Genomic DNA, 20050 nt, shown 5'->3' with positions numbered 1-20050 from the left:
GGCTGCTTCAGCGCCGACGCCGCAGCCATGACGGATCGGCATGCCCTGCAAGGCACGCAGCAGGCGTGGCGGATAGCGCTTGCTCAGCACGGAAGTGAAATGCGAGGCTTGCTCATTGACCAGCATCACGCAACTTGCGCCATAGGGAATCTGCGCATCGGCAAAGCCGATGATCTCGTGGAGGATGCCGTCCAGGTCATCGTCGGCCATCACCATGTGCAGCACCCGGTTCTGTTCGCTCTGCAGCAACTCGGCGCGCTTGCGGGCGCTGATATCGCGCAGGATGGCGAAGATCGCATAGCCACGATCGAATTCGGCGCGGTTGAGGGTAACGTCGGTATGGATGATCTTGTTGCGGCGGACCGTTACCCATTCGAACTGTTGGGGTTGCCCCGCGAGTACCCGGCCGACCAGCTCATCGATGTCCGGCTGGTCGGGCTGGCGCGCCTTGTGGCGAGAAAACAGGCCGACCTTGCGGCCGATGATGCGGTCCTTGTCCGGCACGCCGAAGAAGCGCAGCGCGGCCGCATTGCAGTCGAGGTAGCGCAGCTCCGAGGAGATCAGCACGATGGGATCGCTGCCTTCTTCGTAGAGCTTGCGGTAGCGGTATTCGCTGCTCGAGAGGGCGTGATCCAGGCGGCGCTGGTAGCGGTAGTACACCAGGAAGGCAATGAGCGCGATGAGGATGAAACCAAGGATGCCGGTGGTCAGCAGGATGCGGTTTTCGGTGCGGCTGCGCCATGGCGAGAGCACGTCTTCCATGCGCCGCGCATAGACCGCCACCAATGACCATTTGTCCAGGCGCTTGTAGGAGAACAAGAGCGGTTCGCCGGTCAGATGCGAGATCTCTTCGAACGACCCTTCCTCGGCCCCGGCACGGATGCGTGCCATGCTTTTGGCATCGGCCAGGCTGACGCTGAGCCAGCGCTCTTCGAAAGGCGAGCGCAGCATCATCGAGCCGCTGTCGGTGCGCAGCGAGACGATGGCCTCGAAATTGGTGATGCGCTTGTAGAAGTCGAAGAAGGTTGCAGCCTTCAGTTCGGCCACCAGCAGGCCGATGGGGCGGCTGCTGCGGTCGTAGAGATTCATGGCCACCGGCAGCACCAGGTCGCGGTTGTAGCGACTGCGCATGAGCTGGCCCACGAACAGGTTGGGCCGGGCCGGATTGCCGTCCACGTGGGTCAGCTTGTGGTCTTCGGGGATGCTGGTGGTGTCGAAGGGGCGCAGCGAACTGGCACGGGTGTTGCCGTTGCGGTCGATGTAGCGCAGCACCATCACGGTGGACAGCCGCTGTTGCGTGTCCGACAGCAGTCGGTACAGCGCCTGGTCGTCGTCCAGCAGGTCGGGGCCGGCCACGTGGATTTGCTCGGCGGCGGACCAGAGCAACTTGTCGAGTTCGCCGAAGATGCGTTCAGCGTGTTCCTGCACGCTGCGCACGGCCGCCATCGAGCTGGCGCGTTCGGCATCGATGGTCAGCTGGCGGTCCTGGCGGATTTCCCACCAGGTCTGCACGACGATGAACGACCCGACGAAGCCGACGAACAGCAGCAAGGTCTTCAGGGTGTAGCCTGGGCGTCCTGGCGATTTGTTCTGTTTTCCCATGTGACCCACTATCACATTACCTGTCGTTAGGCAGCAGATTGCTGCACGTCCCTTGGCCCGGAAAGATGCCGGACGACCGTTTCGACAGCCCTCGCACGCAATCGGCACGTTCCTGCCAGCGGAACGGCGGCGGCTGACACGGGCATGGTGGATAGCCCTTGTCAGTGCGGCAAGCCGCGCGCGTTCACACGGTGTGATCGCGCTTACGCCAAAATTACGTGGATGCCCCCACTTCGTGATACGCGAGGTGTCAGTATGCCACCTCGTGTCCTGCTGCGCTTTGTTGGCGCTTGTCCTTGCTTTGTGCCCTTGTTGTGCGCTGATCAATGGCCGCTGCGCCAGCCACGTTCACCGTTTGTTTTGTAGCAACCTTACCGCAAGCTCAGGGCTTTGTCATCCTGCGCGCAACGTCGCTGCAACGCGACAGCGTGATTTTCATGTCAGATGGAAATTTTCACTTGTTCTGGCATCAACATGAAGGGTGTTAAGCGTGGCAGATGCGTTTTCGTTTGCAATGCGATAATACCGCCCAGCCGGAAGTTTCACAGGCACCACCAGATTTACTGAATTTTCCTGACGAGGCCCAGTTGGTCGGTCGGGAAGTTTTACTTCAATCATCACGCAAAGGACCCATCCCTATGAAGACAAGAGCAGCGGTAGCATGGCAGGCAGGCAAGCCCTTGACCATCGAGGAAGTCGAACTCGGCGGCCCCAAGGCCGGCGAAGTCCTGGTCGAGATCAAGGCCACCGGCATCTGCCATACCGACTATTACACGCTCTCGGGCGCCGACCCGGAAGGCATCTTCCCGGCCATCCTCGGCCACGAAGGCGCGGGCGTGGTGGTCGACGTCGGCCCGGGCGTGAAGTCGCTCAAGAAGGATGACCATGTCATCCCCCTGTACACGCCGGAATGCCGCGAGTGCAAGTTCTGTCTGTCGCAGAAGACCAACCTGTGCCAGGCCATCCGCGCCACCCAGGGCCGTGGCCTGATGCCGGATGCCACCAGCCGCTTTTCGCTGGACGGCAAGCCGCTGTTCCACTACATGGGCACCTCGACTTTCTCCAACTACATCGTCGTACCGGAAATCGCTCTGGCCAAGATTCGTTCGGATGCGCCTTTTGACAAGGTCTGCTACATCGGCTGTGGCGTGACCACCGGCGTGGGTGCTGTGCTGTTCACCGCCAAGGTGGAAGCGGGTGCCAACGTGGTGGTGTTCGGTTTGGGCGGCATTGGCCTGAACGTCATCCAGGCGGCCAAGATGGTGGGGGCCAACAAGATCATCGGCGTCGACCTGAATCCGGCGCGTGAAGCCATGGCGCGCAAGTTCGGCATGACCGACTTCATCAATCCGAAGGACGTGCCCAACGTGGTCGATGCCATCATCGGCATGACCGATGGCGGCGCCGACTACAGCTTCGAGTGCATCGGCAACACCACCACCATGCGCCAGTCGCTGGAGTGCTGCCACAAGGGCTGGGGCCAGTCCATCATCATCGGCGTGGCCGCAGCCGGCCAGGAGATCTCGACGCGACCGTTCCAGTTGGTGACCGGCCGCGTCTGGAAGGGCTCGGCCTTCGGTGGCGCGCGTGGCCGTACCGACGTGCCGAAGATCGTCGACTGGTACATGGAAGGCAAGCTCAACATTGATGACCTGATCACGCACAAGCTGCCGCTGGAGCGCATCAATGAAGGCTTCGACCTGATGAAGAGCGGTGAGTCGATCCGCTCCGTGGTCGAGTTCTGAGGAGAGCGCGATGCTGGAGACTCTCTCCGAGCACGGCTGTTTTGGCGGCGTGCAGGGCTTTTATCGCCATGCCTCGCCCGCCATCGGGCTGGACATGCGCTTTTCGGTGTTCGTGCCGCCGCAGGCCGGGCAGGGCGGCCGCAAGCTGCCCGTGCTGTTCTACCTGGCCGGGCTGACCTGCACCGAAGAAACCTTCATGATCAAAGCTGGTGCGCAGCGCGTGGCGGCCGAGCTGGGGCTGATCCTGGTCAGTTGCGACACCAGCCCGCGCGGTGCCGGCATTGCCGGTGAAAGCGACAGCTGGGACTTTGGCGTGGGTGCCGGATTCTACCTGGATGCCACACAGACGCCGTGGAGCCAGCGCTACCGCATGGAAAGTTACGTGGTCGAGGATTTGCGCCTTGCCGTGCTGGAGCACTTCCCGGCCGACCCGCAGCGCATGGGCATCTTCGGTCATTCCATGGGCGGGCATGGCGCACTGACGCTGGCCTTGCGGCATCGTGATCTGTACCGCACGGTATCGGCCTTCGCGCCGATCGCCGCGCCGGTGCACTGCCCGTGGGGGCAGAAGGCCTTCAGTCACTATCTGGGCGACGATCGGGAAAGCTGGCAGGCGCATGACGCCAGCGAACTGATGCGCAAGCTGTATGCGCCTTTCCCGCAGGGGATCCTGATCGATCAGGGGCTGGCAGACAAATTCCTGATCGAGCAGCTGCACCCGGAACGCTTCGAGGCAGCCTGCAAGGAAGCCTCACAGCCGCTGACCTTGCGTCGGCATGCGGGTTATGACCATGGGTATTACTTCATCGAGAGTTTTGTGGAAGATCATTTGCGCTTCCATCACGCCAATTTGATGGCTTGAACTCGCTTGAGCTGGAATGAAGGGCTGACGATCAACGTCGTCAGCCCTTATTTTTTCGCCATCCGTCACATGCTCTGCCGAGGCGCACTGATTGCTTTTGAACTGATGCACGCTCACTGTGATTCATTGGCTGTGCGGATCAGAACCTTTATCCGGACGTACGGAAATCGTCATGCAGCGATAGGTCTTGCGGTGCTACTCCCTTATCTTGTCGATTTTCAAAGGAGGGCCGATGTACTCCGTGAATTTCCTGACAAGTCGGATTTCTTGTGGTGTCATCCAAGGAGGGGCAAGTCAATGAGGCCGCTTCCAATGGTGTTGTGGCTAGTCTCGTTGACGGCGCTTGCCGCACCCTCAGAGGATGTCGTCAAAAGCTGTCTCTCTAGCACGGCCCGCAATGGGGTATCGCGAACTGCGATTGAAACCCGGACTTTTTATCTTCAGGACGAATACCAGCCCGGTTATCAGGCCGAGTATTTATTATTTCGTGGCATGGAGATCGGGAGCGCCCAATCGCGGCGCGGCGATGCGTTGCTGTATCGCGGCAGGCTCTACCCGCTGAGGCGGGCAGTAAAGCTGCCGCAGACAAGATCAAGGGAGCGTCCCGCCATCCAGGTTGCGCTCGCAGACTGGTCCTTGATCCGGGAGAACAGTAAGCAATATCTGTGCGTCAGCAATCAGTTCGACGGTATCGGTCGAAGTGGCAGTTTCCAGAAGGCCAGATATGGCTATCTGTTGGAGACGGCCAAGAAGGGGCAGCTATTTTTCTTCGATGGGGTAGTGGATTGATTCAGCGCTTCAAAGTGGAAAAATCGGCCCGAAAGGGCCGATTTTTCTGAATCGATGCAGCTCGACGCCGCATGCGCGTAATCAGACGAACGCGTCAGTAACAACATGCTCCCCCAGCATGAACGCATCGGCCACATGCCGCAGCGGTGCCACATCCACATCGGAGGATCCGCTGCGGATCAATTGGCAGAAATGTGCATACAGCGAGGGATACTCCCCCTCCACCGGCAGCTCGCACGGCGCATCGTTGATCCAAAGTTCATGTCCGCCCTTTTTCAGGTGGATCCGGGTGCTGTCGGTCTCGATGACGATGTCCCAGGTCTGTTCACCCGTCTGGCGCCAGTCGAAGTCCGCTTGTACATCCGTGCCCAGGGCATCGGTAAAGCCCAGGCGCGCGGCAATCGGCGTCTGGCGGTTGGATGGCACTTCCAGCGTGGCCTGCTTCAGGAACATCGCCTGCGGCAGGATCTCGGTGACGATCGACAAGGCATTGATGCCCGGATCGAACACGCCCAGGCCGCCCGGCTGCCAGATCCATTCCTGGTCCGGGTGCCAGTGGCGCACGTCTTCACGCCAGATCACCTTGACCTTGCGCGGCGCATGTTCCTGCAGATGGCGCTTGACCACCTGCACCGCCGGCGCATGGCGCGAGTGCCAGCTGGCGAACAGGGTCACGCCTTTGTCCGCCGCCAGGTTCTTCAGCGACTCGACTTCGGAGAGCGTGGCACCTGGCGGCTTTTCCAGGAACACGTGCTTGCCCGCGCTCAGCGCTTCACGTGCGGCTTCATAGCGGTACTGCGGCGGCATGCACAGGGAGATGGCCTCGATGGCCGTGCCCGAGGCGAGCATCTCGGCCATGCTCTTGTAGGCGGTCACGCCCTCGATGCTGTGGTTGCGGCTGGCGGTCGCGACCAGCTTGAAATCGGCATTGCCGGCAATGGCCGGGGCATGCTGGTCATAAACGATCTTGCCGACGCCGGCGATGGCGAGCTGGATGGGTGTCATGGTGTCCTTGCTTATTATTGGTTACATGAAGGGGAGGGGCCACAGATTACCAGCGTTGATGCACGTACGGTGCAATGTCATGCAGATAGAGTTCGCGCAGCGCCTGCATCACCTCATCCGTGATCGGCGGCAGGGCGCTGGCCGCACTGTTGGACTGCGCCTGCGCGACGTTGCGCGCACCGGGGATCACGGTGCTGATGCCGCTTTCCATCAGGATCCACCGCAGCGCGAATTGCGCCATGGGAACACCCTGCGGCAGCAGCGCGCGGATCTTTTCCACGGCGGCCAGTGCGACCTCATATGGCACGCCCGAGAAGGTCTCGCCGACATCGAAGGCTTCGCCATGGCGGTTGAACTGGCGATGGTCGTCGGCGGCAAAGGTGGTCTGCGCATTCATCTTGCCGGTCAGCAGGCCCGAGGCCAGCGGCACGCGGGCGATCACGGCGATGTCGCGGCGCTGCGCCTCCTGCAGGAACAACCCGATGGGGCGCTGGCGGAAGATGTTGAAGATGATCTGCACCGATTTTACGTTCGGGTACTCGATGGCCTTGAGGGCTTCTTCCACCTTCTCCACCGAGACGCCGTAATGGCGGATCTTGCCGGCCGCCACCAGCTCATCCATATGCGCGAACACTTCCTGCTGGTAATACACCTCGGTAGGCGGGCAGTGCAGTTGCACCAGGTCCAGGCAATCGACCTCCAGGTTCTTGAGCGAACGGTCGACGAAGGCGGTGAGATTGTCCTTGTTGTTGTAGCCGCTGGCCACATGCGGCGAGAGCCGGCGTCCGGCCTTGGTGGCCACGAACGGACGTGCGCCGCCGCGTTCCTTCAGGACTTGCGCAATCAACTGCTCGGAGCGGCCATCGCCATAGACATCGGCCGTGTCGATGAAGGTGACGCCCGCATCCAGTGCGGCGTGCAGCGCGGCCTTGGCATCCTGGGAGGAGACGTCACCCCACGAGCCGCCAATGGCCCAGGCGCCAAATCCGATTTCGGAAACTTCCGCACCCGTGCGGCCAAAGCGTCTTGATTTCATGCCGGTACTCCTTCTGAGCATTCCAAAAGCCGTAGTTATACCGCGCACCACGCGCGAGGGTGGCTGGTTTAAGATGAGCCAGATTCATTCCTGAAGTGATTTAAATTCATCCATGTCCCTCCTCGACCATATCGAATTTTCCGATCTGCGGATCTTCGTCACCATCCTGCGCACCGGCAGTTTCAAGGCCGCCGCGATCCAGCTTGGCCTGACGCCTTCGGCCACCAGCCATGCCATGAAGCGGTTGGAAGAACGGCTGTCGACCCAATTGCTGTACCGGTCCAGCCGCGCGATCTCGCCCACGGCGGCCGGCAGTGAACTGGCGGCCAGGCTGGAAGAAGGATTCGAGCAGATCGCGCAGGCGCTGGGCCAGCTGGAAAGCTCGGCAGAGGGGAGCCTGGGCGAATTGCGCATCAACGTCTTCGCCGACGCCGCCCATCTGCTGATCGAACCGGCCATTCCCGAATTCGTACGGCTATGCCCCAAGGTCAAGCTCACCATCGTGGTCGATGACAAGCCCATCGACATCGTCAGCGAAGGCTATGACGCCGGCATCCGCTACGGCCACTACGTGCCTGAGGGCATGGTGACCGCGCCGCTCACGCGCGCGCATCGCTGGGTGGCAGCGGCCTCGCCGGCGTATCTGGATCGGCATGGAAGGCCACTCACATTGGAAGACCTGCAGCAGCACACCTGCCTGCAATTGCTGCTGGGCGACAACTCCAGCTACCAGTGGGAATTCGGTAAAGGCAAGCACCGCCAGCGCATCCGCGTGCCGGGCCTGGTGACGATCAACAATACGGCGGCCACCATCGCGGCGGCCAAGGCCGGGGTGGGTATCGCCTATCTGTTGGAGGGAAGGATCAGCAAGGAAATCGATGAAGGCTCGCTGGAAGCCATCCTGGAAGAATGGGCGGCCCCCAGCGAGCCGTTTCACATGTACTACAGCAGCCGGCGCCATGCGCATCCGGCCTTGCGCAAGCTCATCGACATCATCCGCCTGCAGCACGGCCTGTCGCGGCTGCGTTAGCCGCCACAGGCCGGCCCGGTCAGTGTGCCGCCGAAGCTTCGGCCGCGCCCGCGCCGCCCTTGGAGGGCTTGATGATCCAGATCAGCGGGATGATGACGATGAAGATCACCGCCGAGACATAGAAGATGTCATTGATGCCCAGCATCGCCGCCTGGAAGGTGATGGTCCGCTCCAGCATGCCTGCGGTCTGCTCGGCGTTCAGGCCCAAGGTGCTGCTGAGGTTGTTGACGGTCTCCTGCAACCAGGGGCTGTAGGGGGTGGCGTGTTCGGTCAGCTGGGCGTGGTGCATGATGGTGCGGTTGTTCCAGGCCGTGGTCGAAATGGAGGTGCCGACCGCGCCGCAGAAGACGCGCACGAAGGACGACAGCCCCGCCGCCGCCGGGATGCGTTCCGGTGGCAGGCCGGAGAGCAGCAGCACCGTCAGCGGCACGAAGAACATGGCCGTTGGAATCCCCTGCAGCAGCGTGGGCAGGATCACCGTCATCTGATCCACCTGCAGGTTGTAGCGCGAGCGCAGCCAGAACACGATGGCAAAGCCGATGAAGGACGCCGTGGCCACCTTGCGCGCATCCACCAGCGGCAGGAAGCGTCCGATGAGCGGCATCAGGATCACCGCGAAGATGCCGATCGGTGCGGTCGACAGCCCCGAGTCGATCGAGCGATAGCCCAGGTATTGCTGCAGCCATTGGGGCAGGATCACCAGGTTGCCGAAGAAGACCCCGTAGCCGATGGAAATGGCGATGGTGCCGCCGGCGAAATTGCGCCGGCCGAACAGGCGCAGGTCCACCACCGGATGGTCATTGTTCAGTTCCCACACGACGAAGTAGGCAAAGGCGATCAGCGCGATGATGCCCAGCGTGACGATGGTGGGCGAGGAGAACCAGTCCAGGTCCTTGCCCTTGTCGAGCATGATCTGGAAGGCGGCTACCCAGGTCACCAGCAGTGCCAGGCCGATCTTGTCGATGGGCAGCTTGTGGATCGGCGTCTCGCGCGAGCGGTAGATGGCCAGTGTGACGCCGGCGGCAATCAGGCCCACCGGGATGTTGATGTAGAAGATCCAGGGCCAGGTGTAGCTGTCGGTGATCCAGCCGCCCAGTGCGGGGCCGGCCACCGGTGCCACCACCGCCGTCATGCCCCATAGCGCCAGGGCGAAGGAGGATTTCGATTTGGGGTAGGCCCCCAGCAGCAGCGATTGCGACAGTGGCACCATGGGGCCGGCCACCAGGCCTTGCAGCACGCGCGCGGCCAGCAGGATGGGCAGGGTGGGTGCCAGGCCGCACAGCCAGGAGGCCAGCACGAACAGCAGCACCGAGGTCACGAACAGGCGCACCGCGCCCAGGCGCTGCGTCAGCCATCCGGTTAGCGGGATCGAGATGGCGTTGGCAGCGGCAAACGAGGTGATGACCCAGGTGCCCTCATCGACCGACACACCCAGGTTGCCCGAGATGGTCGGAATGGCGACGTTGGCGATGGAGGAATCCAGCACGTTCATGAACACCGCCAGCGACACCGACAAGGTGCCCAGCACCAGGTTGGCACCCGTCAGCGGCGGTGGCGGCGTGTAGGGTTTGGGGGGAGTAGTGGCCATAAGGCTTGATCAATGTCCGGTGAAGGTCGGGTAAGGACAGCCGCACCCCATCAGGTGTGCGGCACCGCCACCGGTGCGGCGGCCGCCTTGCTCTTGCGCGCCTGCGGCAGGCCGCTGGCGTTGTCGCTGATGATGCGCTCGACGATGGCATCGGCCTGCTTGCCGAGGTCGTCATAGACATTGGTCTGGTAATTGGTCGGCACCGCTTCCAGCGCACGGCCATCGCCATGGATGTCCACGGTGGCGGTGGTGGACAGGCCGATGCGCAGCGGATGTGCGCGCACCTGTTCCGGATCGAGCGCAATGCGCACCGGTACGCGCTGCACCACCTTGATCCAGTTGCCGGTGGCGTTCTGTGCCGGCAGCAGCGAGAAGGCGCCACCGGTCCCGGCCGAGAAGCCGATCACGGTGCCCTTGTACTTCACGCTGGAACCGTAGACGTCAGCGATCACTTCCACCGGCTGCCCCAGGCGGATGTGCTGCAACTGGCTTTCCTTGAAGTTGGCGTCGATCCAGATCTGTTCCAGCGGCACGATGGCCATGAGCGGATTGCCGGCCGCGATGCGCTGGCCGACCTGCACCGAACGCTTGGAGACGAAACCGGAGACCGGTGCCACGATGTTCACGCGGGCATAGTTCAGGTAGGCATTGCGCACGGCGGTGGCCGCCTGCAGCACGTTGGGGTGCTCGGTCACGCTGGTGTGGTCGGTCAGGGCGCGGTTGGCGGCTGCAGCAGCGCGGGCCTGGTCGAGTGCGGCGACGGCGCTCTTGACGGCGTCCCGCGCGTGCGAGACATCTTCCTGCGAGACCGCACCGGAAGACAGGCCAGCCTGGCGGCGCTGCAGGTCTTCCCGGGCACGGGCCAGGTTGCTGTCGGCTGCGGCCACATTGGCGGCCAGCGTGTCGTTGTTCAGGAACAGCTGGCGGGTCTGGCGCACGGCCTGGGCCAGGGCGGCCTGGGCCTGCTCGAGTGCCAGCTTGGTGTCAGCCGCATCGAGTGCCACCAGCGGCTGGCCGGCCTTGACCACTTGCGTGTCGTCGGCCTTAACGGCCACCACGGTGCCGCCAACCTGGGCGGAGATCTGCACGACGTTGCCGCCGACGTAGGCGTCATCGGTTTCTTCAAAGAAGCGGGCATGCAGGAACCAGTACAGGAAACAGGCGATGGCGATCACCAGCAGGACCAGCGTGAGCAGGATCAGCTGGCGCTTGCGCTTGCCGTTGCCATTTCCGTTGCCGTTGCCGTTGCCATTGCTGTTGGCTTGCGGGTTTTGTTGGGTGGTGCTGTCACTCATGGAGGACTCCGTTCTATCTTTTTGTAGTCGGTCGATCAGCCCCGCCGCAGCAGCGGGGCCGTCCCGGTCACCGGCGGCAGGGTGGAGAAGCCGGTGGCGGGCTGGGTTCAGTTCATTGGCTCAGGTCGTCTTGGGGCAGGCTCATCGCGACGGCGGCGGGGCTGCCGCCAGTCCGGCCTGCTGGGCGTCGAAACCGCCGCCCAGAGCCTTGTAGAGCGCCACCTGCTGTTCACGGCGCTGGGCTTCCAGCGCCACCAGCGACTGGCGCTGGGCCAGCACGCCGGTTTCCGAGGACAGCAGCGTCAGTTGCGACACCAGGCCCAGGCGATAGCGTTCGCGCGCCAGGTCGTAGGCACGTTCGGCGGCTTGCAGCGCTTCGCGGCGGATCGGCAGCTGGCGCTCGATGGAGTGGATTGCCGCAATCTGGCGCGCGACATCGGCATAGGCATCGTTCAAGGTCTTGTTGTAAGTGGCGACGGCCAGCTCATAGTTGGCGTATTCGCCCTTGAGCCCGGCCCGCAGTGCGCCGCCTTCGAAGATCGGCAGCGTGATCGCCGGACCGAAGGCGATGCTCTTGCTGGCGGCCGTGAAGGGATTGGCATCGACCAGACTGTCGAAACCGATCATGGCGCTCAGGTTGATGTCCGGATAGAAACGCGCCTTGGCGACATCGACACCACGGCTGGCGGCTTCCACCTGCCAGCGCGCGGCCACGATGTCAGGACGGCGGCCCAGCAGGTTCAGCGGCAGGTCGGCCGGCAGGCCCGGCGTGGCGAGGTTCTGCATGGCGGGCGGGGCCAGTTGCAGGCCGCGGTCCGGTCCCTTGCCGCTGAGCGCGCCCAGCTGCTGGCGCAGCAGCACGATCTGGCCGGCATTCTGTTCCAGCTGGGCGCGCGCATCGGCACTGCTGGTGCGCGACTGGTTGCGTTCGATCTGGCTGTCCAGACCGGTCTTGACGCGGTCGGCGGTGATGGTCTCCAGATTGCTGCGCTGCTGTACCGTGCGCTGCAGGATGTCCTGTACCGCATATTGCGCCGCCAGCTGGCTGTAGACCGAGACGATCGAGGCCGTGAGTGCCAGGCGCGCTTCCTGCTCGCTGGCCTGGGCCGCCTTCTCGCTGGAGATGGCTTGCTCCAGGGCAGACTGGTTCTTGTTCCAGAGGTCAAGCTCATAGCCGACGTTCAGGCCAGCCTTTTTTTCGTTGTACCAGTTGCCACCGTAAGGCGGCGGGTAGATCGAGGTACTGGAAAACTGGTTGCGGATGACCGAGGCTTCGGCGTTCACGGTTGGCAGCAGCGGTGCACCGCGTGACTCAGCCAGTGCGGCCGCCGCACCGATGCGGGCGCGCGCCTGTTGCAGGCCGGGATTGGCGGCGAGAGCGTCCTCGATCAATGCGGTGAGCTGGGCGTCACCGAACTGGCGAACCCAGTCGCTGCCCGGCCATTGCCCGTTGGGGGCGCCGGGATTGGGATCGGAGAGGCTGCGTGCGGTACTGAAGTCGCGCGCCTGGGCCAGCTGCTTGTCGCTGCCGATGCCCTCGAAGCTGGCACAGCCCGCCAGGCCGATGGCCCCGATCAGCGCCGCCAGCACGGCGCAGGCTGCCTTCGCCCGCGGCCGGGTGGCGGGCGAGATGATGCGTTGCATAGAATTCTCCACGAAGAATGTTTGGCGATACGAGTTGTTTTTCGAGTTTTGCGATACGCGCCGCGACGTCCAGACGGCCTTCAGTCGCGAAGACTCGCAGGACCGGGCCGATGGGGCAGGCAGCGCTTGCCTGGATTTACGAGTACCATGACGGGGTCGGGCGAGTAAAAACTCATTTTTCGTATTATACTTCGATATACGAACAATCACTCACGTTGCGAATTCGCGTCGGGGGCGGGCGAATTCCTCACCAAAGCTGCCAATGAAACTGCAACCCAGAAAAGAACCACGCCAGGCACGTTCCCGGGCGATGGTCGATACCATCCTTGATGCCATGTCGCGCGTGCTCGTCGAGCGTGGCTATGCCAAGACCAATACCAATCTCGTGGCCGAATCGGCCGGCATCAGCGTCGGTTCGCTGTACCAGTATTTCCCCAACAAGGATGCGCTGATCTTCGCGCTGCGCGAGCGGCACAGCACGCGCATGCTCACGCTGTTCGAAGACGTGGTGGCGCACATCGATGCCTCCGGTACGCTCTCGGGCGATTTCGAGAAACTGATCAACGCACTGGTGGCGGCACACCTGCTGGAGCCGGAACTCAATCGCATTCTCGAAGAGGAATTTCCGGCCTTCAACCTGCCGGTCTCGCAGGAAATCCGCCAGGGCTTCTTCGATTCCATCCGCCGGGTGCTGGAAAAGCACCGCTCCACCATCACGCCCCCCGATCTGGATGTGGCGACCTTCGTGGTCCAGCGCATGCTGAAGGCGCTCATCAAGGCGGTGGTGCTGACTGGTTATGGCGGTGTCTCGCCGGCCAGTGTGCGTACCGAGATCCTGCCTGCCGTGATCGGCTATCTGACCGCTCCGCGCAGTCAGTAGAGCGACATCAAATGATCTGGTTGCTGAGGGGCATCCAGTATTGAAATTCACGGGCATAATTGTCAGAGTGAAGATTAAAACGGCGAATGGAGGCGGCCACCGAGGGAGGGAAGGCCGCTGATCCTGAAATATTGCACGGCAGCAAGTCAGAAACTCCCCGATATCCATCTCTCAGGGTTTCCGTATAGTGCGTGGATGGATGGCAGGATGCGCTGTTGCCACGGTCGCCGCCGGTCATCTTCATTGCCCTTATTTTTCAATGACAGCGATATGCAGAAAAAGAACATGCGCCGCGCCCCCCTCCTGGCTCTCTTCCTGTTGTGGGCAGGAACGTGGGCCCTGAGCGCTCAGGCCGCCGTCTCTGTGCAGGTGCTCGACAGCGCCGGTCAGCCCGTGCCCAATGCCGTGGTCTATGCCGAACCGGCGGGTGGCGGAGGAGCCATCAAGGCGGCGCGCCAGGTCGAGATCGAGCAGAAGAACAAGACCTTCATTCCCTTGGTGACGGTGGTGCAGACCGGGACAGCGATCCTGTTCCCCAACCATGACAACGTCCGACACCATGTCTATTCGTTTTCCCCGGCCAAGACCTTCGAACTGAAGCTGTATTCGGGCGTGCCGGGCAGTCCGGTAGTGTTCGACAAGGCCGGTACCGTGGTATTGGGTTGCAACATCCACGATGAAATGGTGGCCTACGTGCAGGTGGTCAACACTCCGCATTTCGGCGTGAGCGAACGTAACGGCGTGGTGAAGCTGGAGGGCATCGCCAATGGCCGCTACACGCTCAAGGCCTGGTATTTCACCATGGGACCGAACCAGGCCGCCGTAGAGCAGCCACTGGAAGTACAGGGAGACGGCCGGGCCGTCATCAAACTCAACGTCAAGGCGGTGCCGCTCTGAAGCGGCGGCATCACGCCAATCTGAACAACAGGAATCGGGGCCGGGGTGCGTCTTTACCGTCTGGAAAGCAAGATCGTCGCGCTGTTCATCATCCTCATCGTGGTGGTGCAACTGGCCGGCTTCGTGGCGATCCGAACCGCCATTGATCGCAATGCGCGCAGCGCCATCAGCGAGGAGCTGATCATTGGCGAGCGCGTCTTCACGCGCCTGCTGGACCAGAATGCGCAGAAGCTGACCCAGGGCGCACGTCTGCTGGCCTCCGATTTCGGCTTCCGCCAGGCCATCGGCACCGATGACCGCGACACCATCGCCTCGGTACTGGCCAACCACGGGGCGCGCATCGGTGCCACCATGGGCATGCTGGTCGGCACCGATGGCCTCATCCACGCGTCCACCCTCGAATATCCCGATACCGACCTGCAGCGCAGCAGCCTGGAACTGATCCGCAAGGCCGGCAACGGCAATGGTGCGGCCGAGAGTGCCGTGGTCGGCGACAACCTGTTCCAGATCGTGGCGGTGCCGATCAAGGCTCCGGTCACCATCGCCTGGGTGGTGATGGGCTTCCCGGTGGACCGCGACCTGGTCAATGACATGCGTGCGCTGTCGCAGCTGCAGGTCTCCGTCCTGGTGCGCCAGCGTGGCAGCGCGGGCTGGACGGCCGATGTATCGACCCTGCCCAAGGCAGAAGCGCAAATGATGGCCAAGGAGGCCAGCAGCCCGCAGATGGGCCAGGCTGGTGCCACTGACCTGCAGATCGATGGCAACCAGTATCGTGCCCGCGTGCTGCCGCTGGCGCGCGCCAGCAATGGCCAGGAAGCGGTGGCCGTATTGCAGCGCTCGGTAAGCGAGGCGGTGGCCCCATACCAGCGCCTGCAACTGATCTTGCTCAGCATCACCGTGCTGGGCGTGCTCGGTGCGGCGGTCGCCAGCGCCGTGATGGCGCGCCGCATCACCAGTCCCCTGCGTGACCTGGCCACTGTGGCCAAGCGGCTGGGGGAGGGCGATTACAGCGAAGGGCTCTACATTCGCCGGCAGGATGAAATCGGCCGTCTGGGTGCGGCCTTCGAAACCATGCGCTCGGAAATCGCCAGCCGTGAACTCAAGATCAGCCGGCTGGCGTATCAGGACCAATTGACCGGCCTGCCCAACCGGGTGCAATTCGGCGACCTGCTGCGCGAAGCGATCGGCCAGGCGCAGGCGCTGCCGGGAGGCAGCTGCCACATCCTCATGATGGACCTGGACCGCTTCCAGCAGGTCAACGATGTGCTCGGCCACAGCTTCGGGGACGACCTGCTGCGCCAGGTGGCGGCACGCCTGGCCGCGCAGCTGCTGTATCCGGGGGCCAAGGTGGCGCGCCTGGGCGGAGATGAATTTGCCATCCTGCTGCCGGGCGTCGATCTCGATGGCGCACTGGATCAGGCGGCACACATCCTGCGTGCGCTGGAACAGCCCTTGTCCCTGCAGGAACAGACCGTGGACCTGGGGGCCGGCATCGGCGTGGCCGGCTATCCGGCCCACGGTGACAGCAGTGACGTTCTGCTCAGCCGGGCCGAGGTCGCGATGTATACCGCCAAGCGCAAGGGCAATGGCGTGACGATCTACGATCCGGCCATCGACCAGAGCAGCCAGGAAAGCCTGTCGCTGCTGTCCGAACTGCGCCGTGCGCTGGAACGCGACGAATTCATGCTCTATCTCCAACCCAAGCTGGACTTGGCCACGGGTGCCGTGGTCGGCGGCGAAGCGCTGGTGCGCTGGGTGCATCCGGAGAAGGGCTTCATCGGTCCGGATAACTTCATTCCGTTTGCCGAGACCACCGGTTTCATCCGCATGCTGACCATCTGGATGATGGAAAAGGTGGCGGAGCTGTCGGCCCGGTTGCAGGCGCAGGGGCTGCGCCTGAAGTTCTCGGTCAACCTCTCCACGCGCGACCTGCTGGACCAGGAATTGCCGAACGCCTTCGGGGCCATCCTCGAACGCCATCGCCTCACGCCCGCCGCGCTCTGCCTGGAAATCACCGAGAGCGCCATCATGGATGATCCGGCGCGCGCCCAGAGCACGCTGGACCGCCTGGCCGCCATGGGCTTTGCCCTGAGCATCGATGACTTCGGTACCGGCTATTCCTCGCTGGCCTACCTCAAGCGCTTGCCGGTGGATGAACTGAAGATCGACAAATCCTTCGTCATGAAGATGGCGCAGGATCAGGATGACGCCAAGATCGTGCGCTCCACCGTGGACCTGGGCCACAACCTGGGCTTGCGGGTGGTGGCCGAAGGGGTGGAAAGCGAAGAGGTCTGGTTCCTCCTGCGACAGATGGGCTGCGACCAGGGACAAGGGTATTTCATGGGCAAGCCGATGCCGGTGGAGCGCTTCCTGGAGTGGCTGCAGCAATGGCGGGCGCCGGAGATGCTGGATCAGTCGGAAAACGTCGCAATATGAAGGATGGCGCGAGGGGTCGCGCCAGCAAAGAATCACCGAGAGGGGAGCAGGGGGCAGCATGAAGAAAATCACCAAAAGTGGCGCGTTCGCGTTGCTGGCGACACTGTCTGCGCCGGGTTGGGCGCAGCTCAGCGATGCCGACCGCGAGGCCTGGATGCAGGCCCAGCAGCGCAAGGCCGCTCAGGCCATGCGCGCCGCGCCGGGCCCCGTCAGTTCCGGCGCGGCAGCCACTGCCCCCGAACCCGCTGCCGATCAGGACAAGACACGCTGGATGCCCGACCTCGGCAAGCTCACCGCCACCGGCGGCGTGATCCAGGTCGAGGGCGCCGGCGGCGGTGGTCTGACGCCCTGGGCACTGATCACCGGCTATGGCACGCGCGACAGCTATGGTGCCAACGCCCATTACACCTATCTGTCGACCCAGGACTACACGCTCAAATCCTACGGCGTGGCCGTGGGGATACTGGACCGGTTGGAACTGTCGCTGGCCAGGCAGGAGTTTTACGGCAGCCTGGCCCCGTTGGCCGATCTCAAGATCACGCAGGACATCGTGGGCATCAAGCTCAAGCTGGCCGGTGACGCCGTCTATGATCAGGACCGCTGGCTGCCGCAGATCGCCGTCGGTGCCATGTTCAAGCACAACAACGGCATCGGCGGGCTGGGCACGGTGACCAGCGTCAAGCAGCTTGGCGCGGCCAGTGATGCCGGCATCGACTATTACCTCTCGGCCACCAAGCTGCTGCTGGAGCAGAGCCTGCTGCTCAACGGCACGCTGCGGCTGACCAAGGCCAACCAGATGGGGCTGCTCGGTTTCGGCGGCGATCTCAACGACCGCTACCAGGCCATGGGCGAGTTCTCGGCGGCCTACATGATCAACCGCAAGCTGGCGCTGGGTGTGGAATACCGCATGAAGCCGCGCAACCTGGCGGCCGACCATGAGAAGGATTATTACGATGCCTTCCTGGCCTGGTTCCCCAGCAAGAACCTGTCGATGACCCTGGCCTACGTGGCGCTGGGCGACATTACCGTCTACAACCCCAAGCGGCAACGCGGCGTCTATCTGTCGCTGCAGGCCGGTTTCTGAGCGCACGGGAGCCGCGATGAACAAGTTCAGAATGCAGCAAGCCGCGCTCGGACTGACCCTGGCCTGTGCCCTCGGCCTGGCGCAGGCCCAGGCTCCGGCCACGCCCGATGACAGCCTGTTTCGCGCACTGGGCGGCTTGCCCGTGATCGAGCGGGTGGTGCAGGATTTCATGGACAACATGCTGGCCGATGCCCGCATCCGGCATACCTTCGACAATTCCAACGTCAAGCGCGTCAGGGAAAAGCTGGTGGAGCAGTTCTGCCAGCTCAGCGGCGGTGGTTGCATCTACACCGGCGATCCCATGCGCGAAGTGCACCAGGGTCTCAAACTGAGCAATGCCGACTTCAATGCCCTGGTGGAAGATCTGCAATTGGCCATGGACAAGAATGGCATCCCCTCCCGCACCCAGAACCGCCTGCTGGCGCTGCTGGCACCCATGCAGCGCGAGACGGTCAGCCGATAGCAAAAAATATTTTGTGGCGGCGGGAATAAAGCAGGGCCGCCTTCCGTATACGTCGGCATGGGTATGGCACATCGCGCAACCCGACCACGAAAAGGAAACATCATGAGACTGCTCGCAACTTCCCTGCTGGCGCTGGCCTGCGCCTCGGTTTCTTTCACCGCCTCGGCCCAGAGCGCCGGTGTCAAGACCATGGACGGCATCCTGGTCGACGCCAGCGGCATGACCGTCTACACCTTCGACAAGGACACCGCCAACAGCGGCAAGAGCGTCTGCAACGGCCCCTGTGCCAAGCTGTGGCCGCCGATCGCACCGATGGGCATGCCGGCCGCGCCGTATTCCACGGTGACGCGCGACGATGGCAGCGCCCAACTGGCCTACCAGGGCAAGCCGCTGTACCTGTACGAGGCCGACAAGAAGCCGGGTGACCGTACCGGCGACAACTTCAAGGACGTCTGGCACGTCGTCAAGCCCTGATCGTCCTTCAGACCCTCCGGCCCGCCATGTTCGGACGCACCGCCAGGCTGCAGCGCCAGCAACGGGAACGTCAGGCCGACGAGCAAGCCATGCTCGCCTGCCTGCCGCGCCTGCGGCGGTACGCCCGCGCGCTGACGGGCGGGCGCGACAGTGCTGACGATCTGGTGCAGGACACCCTGGAGCGCGCCTGGCAGAAGCTCGACAGCTGGCAACGCGGCAGCGACATGCGGCCCTGGCTGTTTGCCATCATGCACAACCTGCACGCCGACCAGCGCCGTCAGCCGACGCTGGTCACGGTGGACCTGGAGCAGGCGGCAGACGCTGCGGCCCCGGCGTCGCTGGCCGAACACGGCTTGGCACTGGATCTGGAAGCGGCCCTGCAACTGCTGCCGGCGGAGCAGCGGGAAGTCCTGCTGCTGGTGGTGCTGGAAGAGATGCGTTATGAAGAAGTCGCGGCCACGCTGGGCATTCCGACCGGGACCGTGATGTCCCGCCTGTCGCGCGCCCGCGAGCGTCTGCGGCAATGGATGGAGGGACCCGGCGGGCAGGGTGAAGCCGGTGCGACCCTGAAGGTGGTGAAATGAAGACCCCGGCATTCCCCGAAGAAGATTTGCACGCTTACACCGACGGCCAGCTGCCGGCGGCGCGTGCCAGCGAGATGGCCGCCTGGCTGGAGCAAGACCCGGCACACGCCGGGGATCTGCACCGCGTGCGCGCCTGGCGCGCCCAGAACCGCGCCTTGCATGCCCATTACGACCCGGTCCTCGAAGAGCCCCTGCCGCCGCGTCTGGCTGCAGCGGTGCTGGCCGGGGCGGGCGAACCGCACCGCCGCCGCGATGAGGCTGGCGAGGTCGCGGCCAATGGACCGTTCTGGTGGCGTTATGCGGCCATGCTGTTGCTCACGCTGGCGGGGGCTGCGGGCGGCTGGCTGGCGCATGACCTGACCGGCGGCGGCCGCGCCCGCACGCTGGCATCCGCGCCCGTGATGCTGGCGCGTCAGGCCGCGGTGGCCCATACCGTCTTCAGTGCCGACTTGCGGCGGCCGGTGGAAGTCGGGGCCGACCAGGAACAGGCCCTGGTGACCTGGCTGTCGCGCCGGCTGGGCGTGAACGTGCGCGCCCCCAAGCTGGCACCGCTGGGGTACGACCTGATCGGTGGCCGGCTGCTGCCGGGGCAGAGCGGTCCGGTGGCGCAGTTCATGTATCAGGATGCGGCCGGAC

19 protein-coding genes are annotated in these 20050 nt (G+C 63.5%); 12 read left to right on the top strand and 7 right to left on the bottom strand.

Going from position 1 to position 20050, the window contains the following annotated elements; translation table 11 throughout:
* Window positions 1-1602: PAS domain-containing protein (locus tag B3873_RS11460; protein ID WP_286866129.1), on the bottom strand; the 1602-nt coding region annotated here is incomplete at its 3' end.
* A 638-nt stretch (window positions 1603-2240) separates the two neighbouring features.
* On the opposite strand from B3873_RS11460, the gene B3873_RS11455 reads away from it, so the two are divergent.
* Genes B3873_RS11455 through B3873_RS11445 form a run of 3 tightly spaced genes read left to right on the top strand, consistent with a single transcriptional unit; the run spans window position 2241 to window position 4998 of the window.
* Window positions 2241-3347, top strand: a complete 1107-nt coding sequence (locus B3873_RS11455; protein ID WP_013234687.1) for an S-(hydroxymethyl)glutathione dehydrogenase/class III alcohol dehydrogenase — start codon at window positions 2241-2243, stop codon at window positions 3345-3347.
* Between the two features lie 10 nt (window positions 3348-3357).
* A complete protein-coding gene (fghA, locus tag B3873_RS11450) occupies window positions 3358-4209 on the top strand; it encodes an S-formylglutathione hydrolase (RefSeq protein ID WP_286866125.1) in 852 nt (283 codons plus the stop codon).
* A gap of 6 nt (window positions 4210-4215) precedes the next feature.
* A complete protein-coding gene (locus tag B3873_RS11445) occupies window positions 4216-4998 on the top strand; it encodes a hypothetical protein (RefSeq protein ID WP_286866124.1) in 783 nt (260 codons plus the stop codon).
* 81 nt (window positions 4999-5079) lie between these two features.
* Here B3873_RS11445 and B3873_RS11440 read toward each other — a convergent pair whose 3' ends face one another.
* Complete coding sequence (locus B3873_RS11440; RefSeq protein ID WP_286866123.1) at window positions 5080-6003, bottom strand: Gfo/Idh/MocA family protein; 924 nt, start codon at window positions 6001-6003, stop codon at window positions 5080-5082.
* 46 nt (window positions 6004-6049) lie between these two features.
* The gene (locus B3873_RS11435; protein WP_286866121.1) at window positions 6050-7039 is read right to left on the bottom strand and encodes an aldo/keto reductase; all 990 of its coding nucleotides are present in this window, start codon (window positions 7037-7039) and stop codon (window positions 6050-6052) included.
* A gap of 112 nt (window positions 7040-7151) precedes the next feature.
* Between B3873_RS11435 and B3873_RS11430 the strand changes: the two genes are divergently transcribed.
* Complete coding sequence (locus B3873_RS11430; RefSeq protein WP_039785660.1) at window positions 7152-8069, top strand: LysR family transcriptional regulator; 918 nt, start codon at window positions 7152-7154, stop codon at window positions 8067-8069.
* Between the two features lie 19 nt (window positions 8070-8088).
* Here the strand turns inward: B3873_RS11430 and B3873_RS11425 are convergent, their stop codons facing one another.
* The 3 genes from B3873_RS11425 to B3873_RS11415 all read right to left on the bottom strand — a co-directional run bounded on the left by B3873_RS11425 (window position 8089) and on the right by B3873_RS11415 (window position 12596).
* Window positions 8089-9657 (bottom strand): DHA2 family efflux MFS transporter permease subunit, encoded by a 1569-nt coding sequence (locus B3873_RS11425; protein ID WP_039785662.1) that lies wholly within the window; start codon window positions 9655-9657, stop codon window positions 8089-8091.
* A gap of 50 nt (window positions 9658-9707) precedes the next feature.
* A complete protein-coding gene (locus B3873_RS11420; RefSeq protein WP_121041638.1) occupies window positions 9708-10952 on the bottom strand; it encodes an efflux RND transporter periplasmic adaptor subunit in 1245 nt (414 codons plus the stop codon).
* Window positions 10953-11093: 141 nt separating this feature from the next.
* Window positions 11094-12596 (bottom strand): efflux transporter outer membrane subunit, encoded by a 1503-nt coding sequence (locus B3873_RS11415; protein WP_286866116.1) that lies wholly within the window; start codon window positions 12594-12596, stop codon window positions 11094-11096.
* Between the two features lie 262 nt (window positions 12597-12858).
* Between B3873_RS11415 and B3873_RS11410 the strand changes: the two genes are divergently transcribed.
* A complete protein-coding gene (locus B3873_RS11410) occupies window positions 12859-13476 on the top strand; it encodes a TetR/AcrR family transcriptional regulator (RefSeq protein ID WP_209534675.1) in 618 nt (205 codons plus the stop codon).
* 7 nt (window positions 13477-13483) lie between these two features.
* Here B3873_RS11410 and B3873_RS11405 read toward each other — a convergent pair whose 3' ends face one another.
* Window positions 13484-13720 carry a hypothetical protein gene (locus B3873_RS11405; RefSeq protein WP_286866113.1) on the bottom strand — a complete coding sequence of 79 codons (237 nt, stop codon included), beginning with the start codon at window positions 13718-13720 and terminating at the stop codon, window positions 13484-13486.
* Between the two features lie 41 nt (window positions 13721-13761).
* Between B3873_RS11405 and B3873_RS11400 the strand changes: the two genes are divergently transcribed.
* From B3873_RS11400 to B3873_RS11370, 7 genes are all read left to right on the top strand, one after another.
* Window positions 13762-14373, top strand: a complete 612-nt coding sequence (locus B3873_RS11400; RefSeq protein WP_232729613.1) for a methylamine utilization protein — start codon at window positions 13762-13764, stop codon at window positions 14371-14373.
* 45 nt (window positions 14374-14418) lie between these two features.
* Entirely contained in the window at window positions 14419-16809 is a 2391-nt protein-coding gene (locus tag B3873_RS11395) for a putative bifunctional diguanylate cyclase/phosphodiesterase (protein WP_286866112.1), read from the top strand.
* A 58-nt stretch (window positions 16810-16867) separates the two neighbouring features.
* Window positions 16868-17893, top strand: coding sequence for a DUF3034 family protein (locus tag B3873_RS11390; protein ID WP_286866111.1), 1026 nt, complete (start codon window positions 16868-16870; stop codon window positions 17891-17893).
* Between the two features lie 16 nt (window positions 17894-17909).
* Entirely contained in the window at window positions 17910-18356 is a 447-nt protein-coding gene (locus B3873_RS11385) for a group I truncated hemoglobin (RefSeq protein WP_286866109.1), read from the top strand.
* A 102-nt stretch (window positions 18357-18458) separates the two neighbouring features.
* Window positions 18459-18830 carry a hypothetical protein gene (locus tag B3873_RS11380; protein ID WP_286866108.1) on the top strand — a complete coding sequence of 124 codons (372 nt, stop codon included), beginning with the start codon at window positions 18459-18461 and terminating at the stop codon, window positions 18828-18830.
* Window positions 18831-18856: 26 nt separating this feature from the next.
* Complete coding sequence (locus B3873_RS11375) at window positions 18857-19414, top strand: RNA polymerase sigma factor (protein WP_051156335.1); 558 nt, start codon at window positions 18857-18859, stop codon at window positions 19412-19414.
* Window positions 19411-20050, top strand: a 640-nt coding sequence (locus tag B3873_RS11370; RefSeq protein ID WP_286866105.1) for an anti-sigma factor family protein, incomplete at its 3' end; no start/stop codon positions are given. The genes B3873_RS11375 and B3873_RS11370, both read left to right, overlap by 4 nt.

The sequence above is a fragment of the Herbaspirillum sp. UBA812 genome, assembly GCF_002296545.1.
Taxonomy (GTDB): Bacteria; Pseudomonadota; Gammaproteobacteria; order Burkholderiales; family Burkholderiaceae_D; genus Herbaspirillum; species Herbaspirillum huttiense.
Note: the sequence above shows the minus strand (reverse complement) of the source record. Positions and strands in the feature narration are given on the sequence as shown.

Coding starts and splice junctions, on each gene's coding strand:
- B3873_RS11455 (WP_013234687.1), top strand. CDS start 2,241: ATGAAGACAAGAGCAGCGGTAGCATGGCAGGCAGGCAAGCCCTTGACC.
- B3873_RS11405 (WP_286866113.1), bottom strand. CDS start 13,720: ATGAAGATGACCGGCGGCGACCGTGGCAACAGCGCATCCTGCCATCCA.
- B3873_RS11375 (WP_051156335.1), top strand. CDS start 18,857: ATGTTCGGACGCACCGCCAGGCTGCAGCGCCAGCAACGGGAACGTCAG.
- B3873_RS11430 (WP_039785660.1), top strand. CDS start 7,152: ATGTCCCTCCTCGACCATATCGAATTTTCCGATCTGCGGATCTTCGTC.
- B3873_RS11410 (WP_209534675.1), top strand. CDS start 12,859: ATGAAACTGCAACCCAGAAAAGAACCACGCCAGGCACGTTCCCGGGCG.
- B3873_RS11400 (WP_232729613.1), top strand. CDS start 13,762: ATGCGCCGCGCCCCCCTCCTGGCTCTCTTCCTGTTGTGGGCAGGAACG.
- B3873_RS11440 (WP_286866123.1), bottom strand. CDS start 6,003: ATGACACCCATCCAGCTCGCCATCGCCGGCGTCGGCAAGATCGTTTAT.
- B3873_RS11385 (WP_286866109.1), top strand. CDS start 17,910: ATGAACAAGTTCAGAATGCAGCAAGCCGCGCTCGGACTGACCCTGGCC.
- B3873_RS11435 (WP_286866121.1), bottom strand. CDS start 7,039: ATGAAATCAAGACGCTTTGGCCGCACGGGTGCGGAAGTTTCCGAAATC.
- B3873_RS11425 (WP_039785662.1), bottom strand. CDS start 9,657: ATGGCCACTACTCCCCCCAAACCCTACACGCCGCCACCGCCGCTGACG.
- fghA (WP_286866125.1), top strand. CDS start 3,358: ATGCTGGAGACTCTCTCCGAGCACGGCTGTTTTGGCGGCGTGCAGGGC.
- B3873_RS11380 (WP_286866108.1), top strand. CDS start 18,459: ATGAGACTGCTCGCAACTTCCCTGCTGGCGCTGGCCTGCGCCTCGGTT.
- B3873_RS11420 (WP_121041638.1), bottom strand. CDS start 10,952: ATGAGTGACAGCACCACCCAACAAAACCCGCAAGCCAACAGCAATGGC.
- B3873_RS11390 (WP_286866111.1), top strand. CDS start 16,868: ATGAAGAAAATCACCAAAAGTGGCGCGTTCGCGTTGCTGGCGACACTG.
- B3873_RS11415 (WP_286866116.1), bottom strand. CDS start 12,596: ATGCAACGCATCATCTCGCCCGCCACCCGGCCGCGGGCGAAGGCAGCC.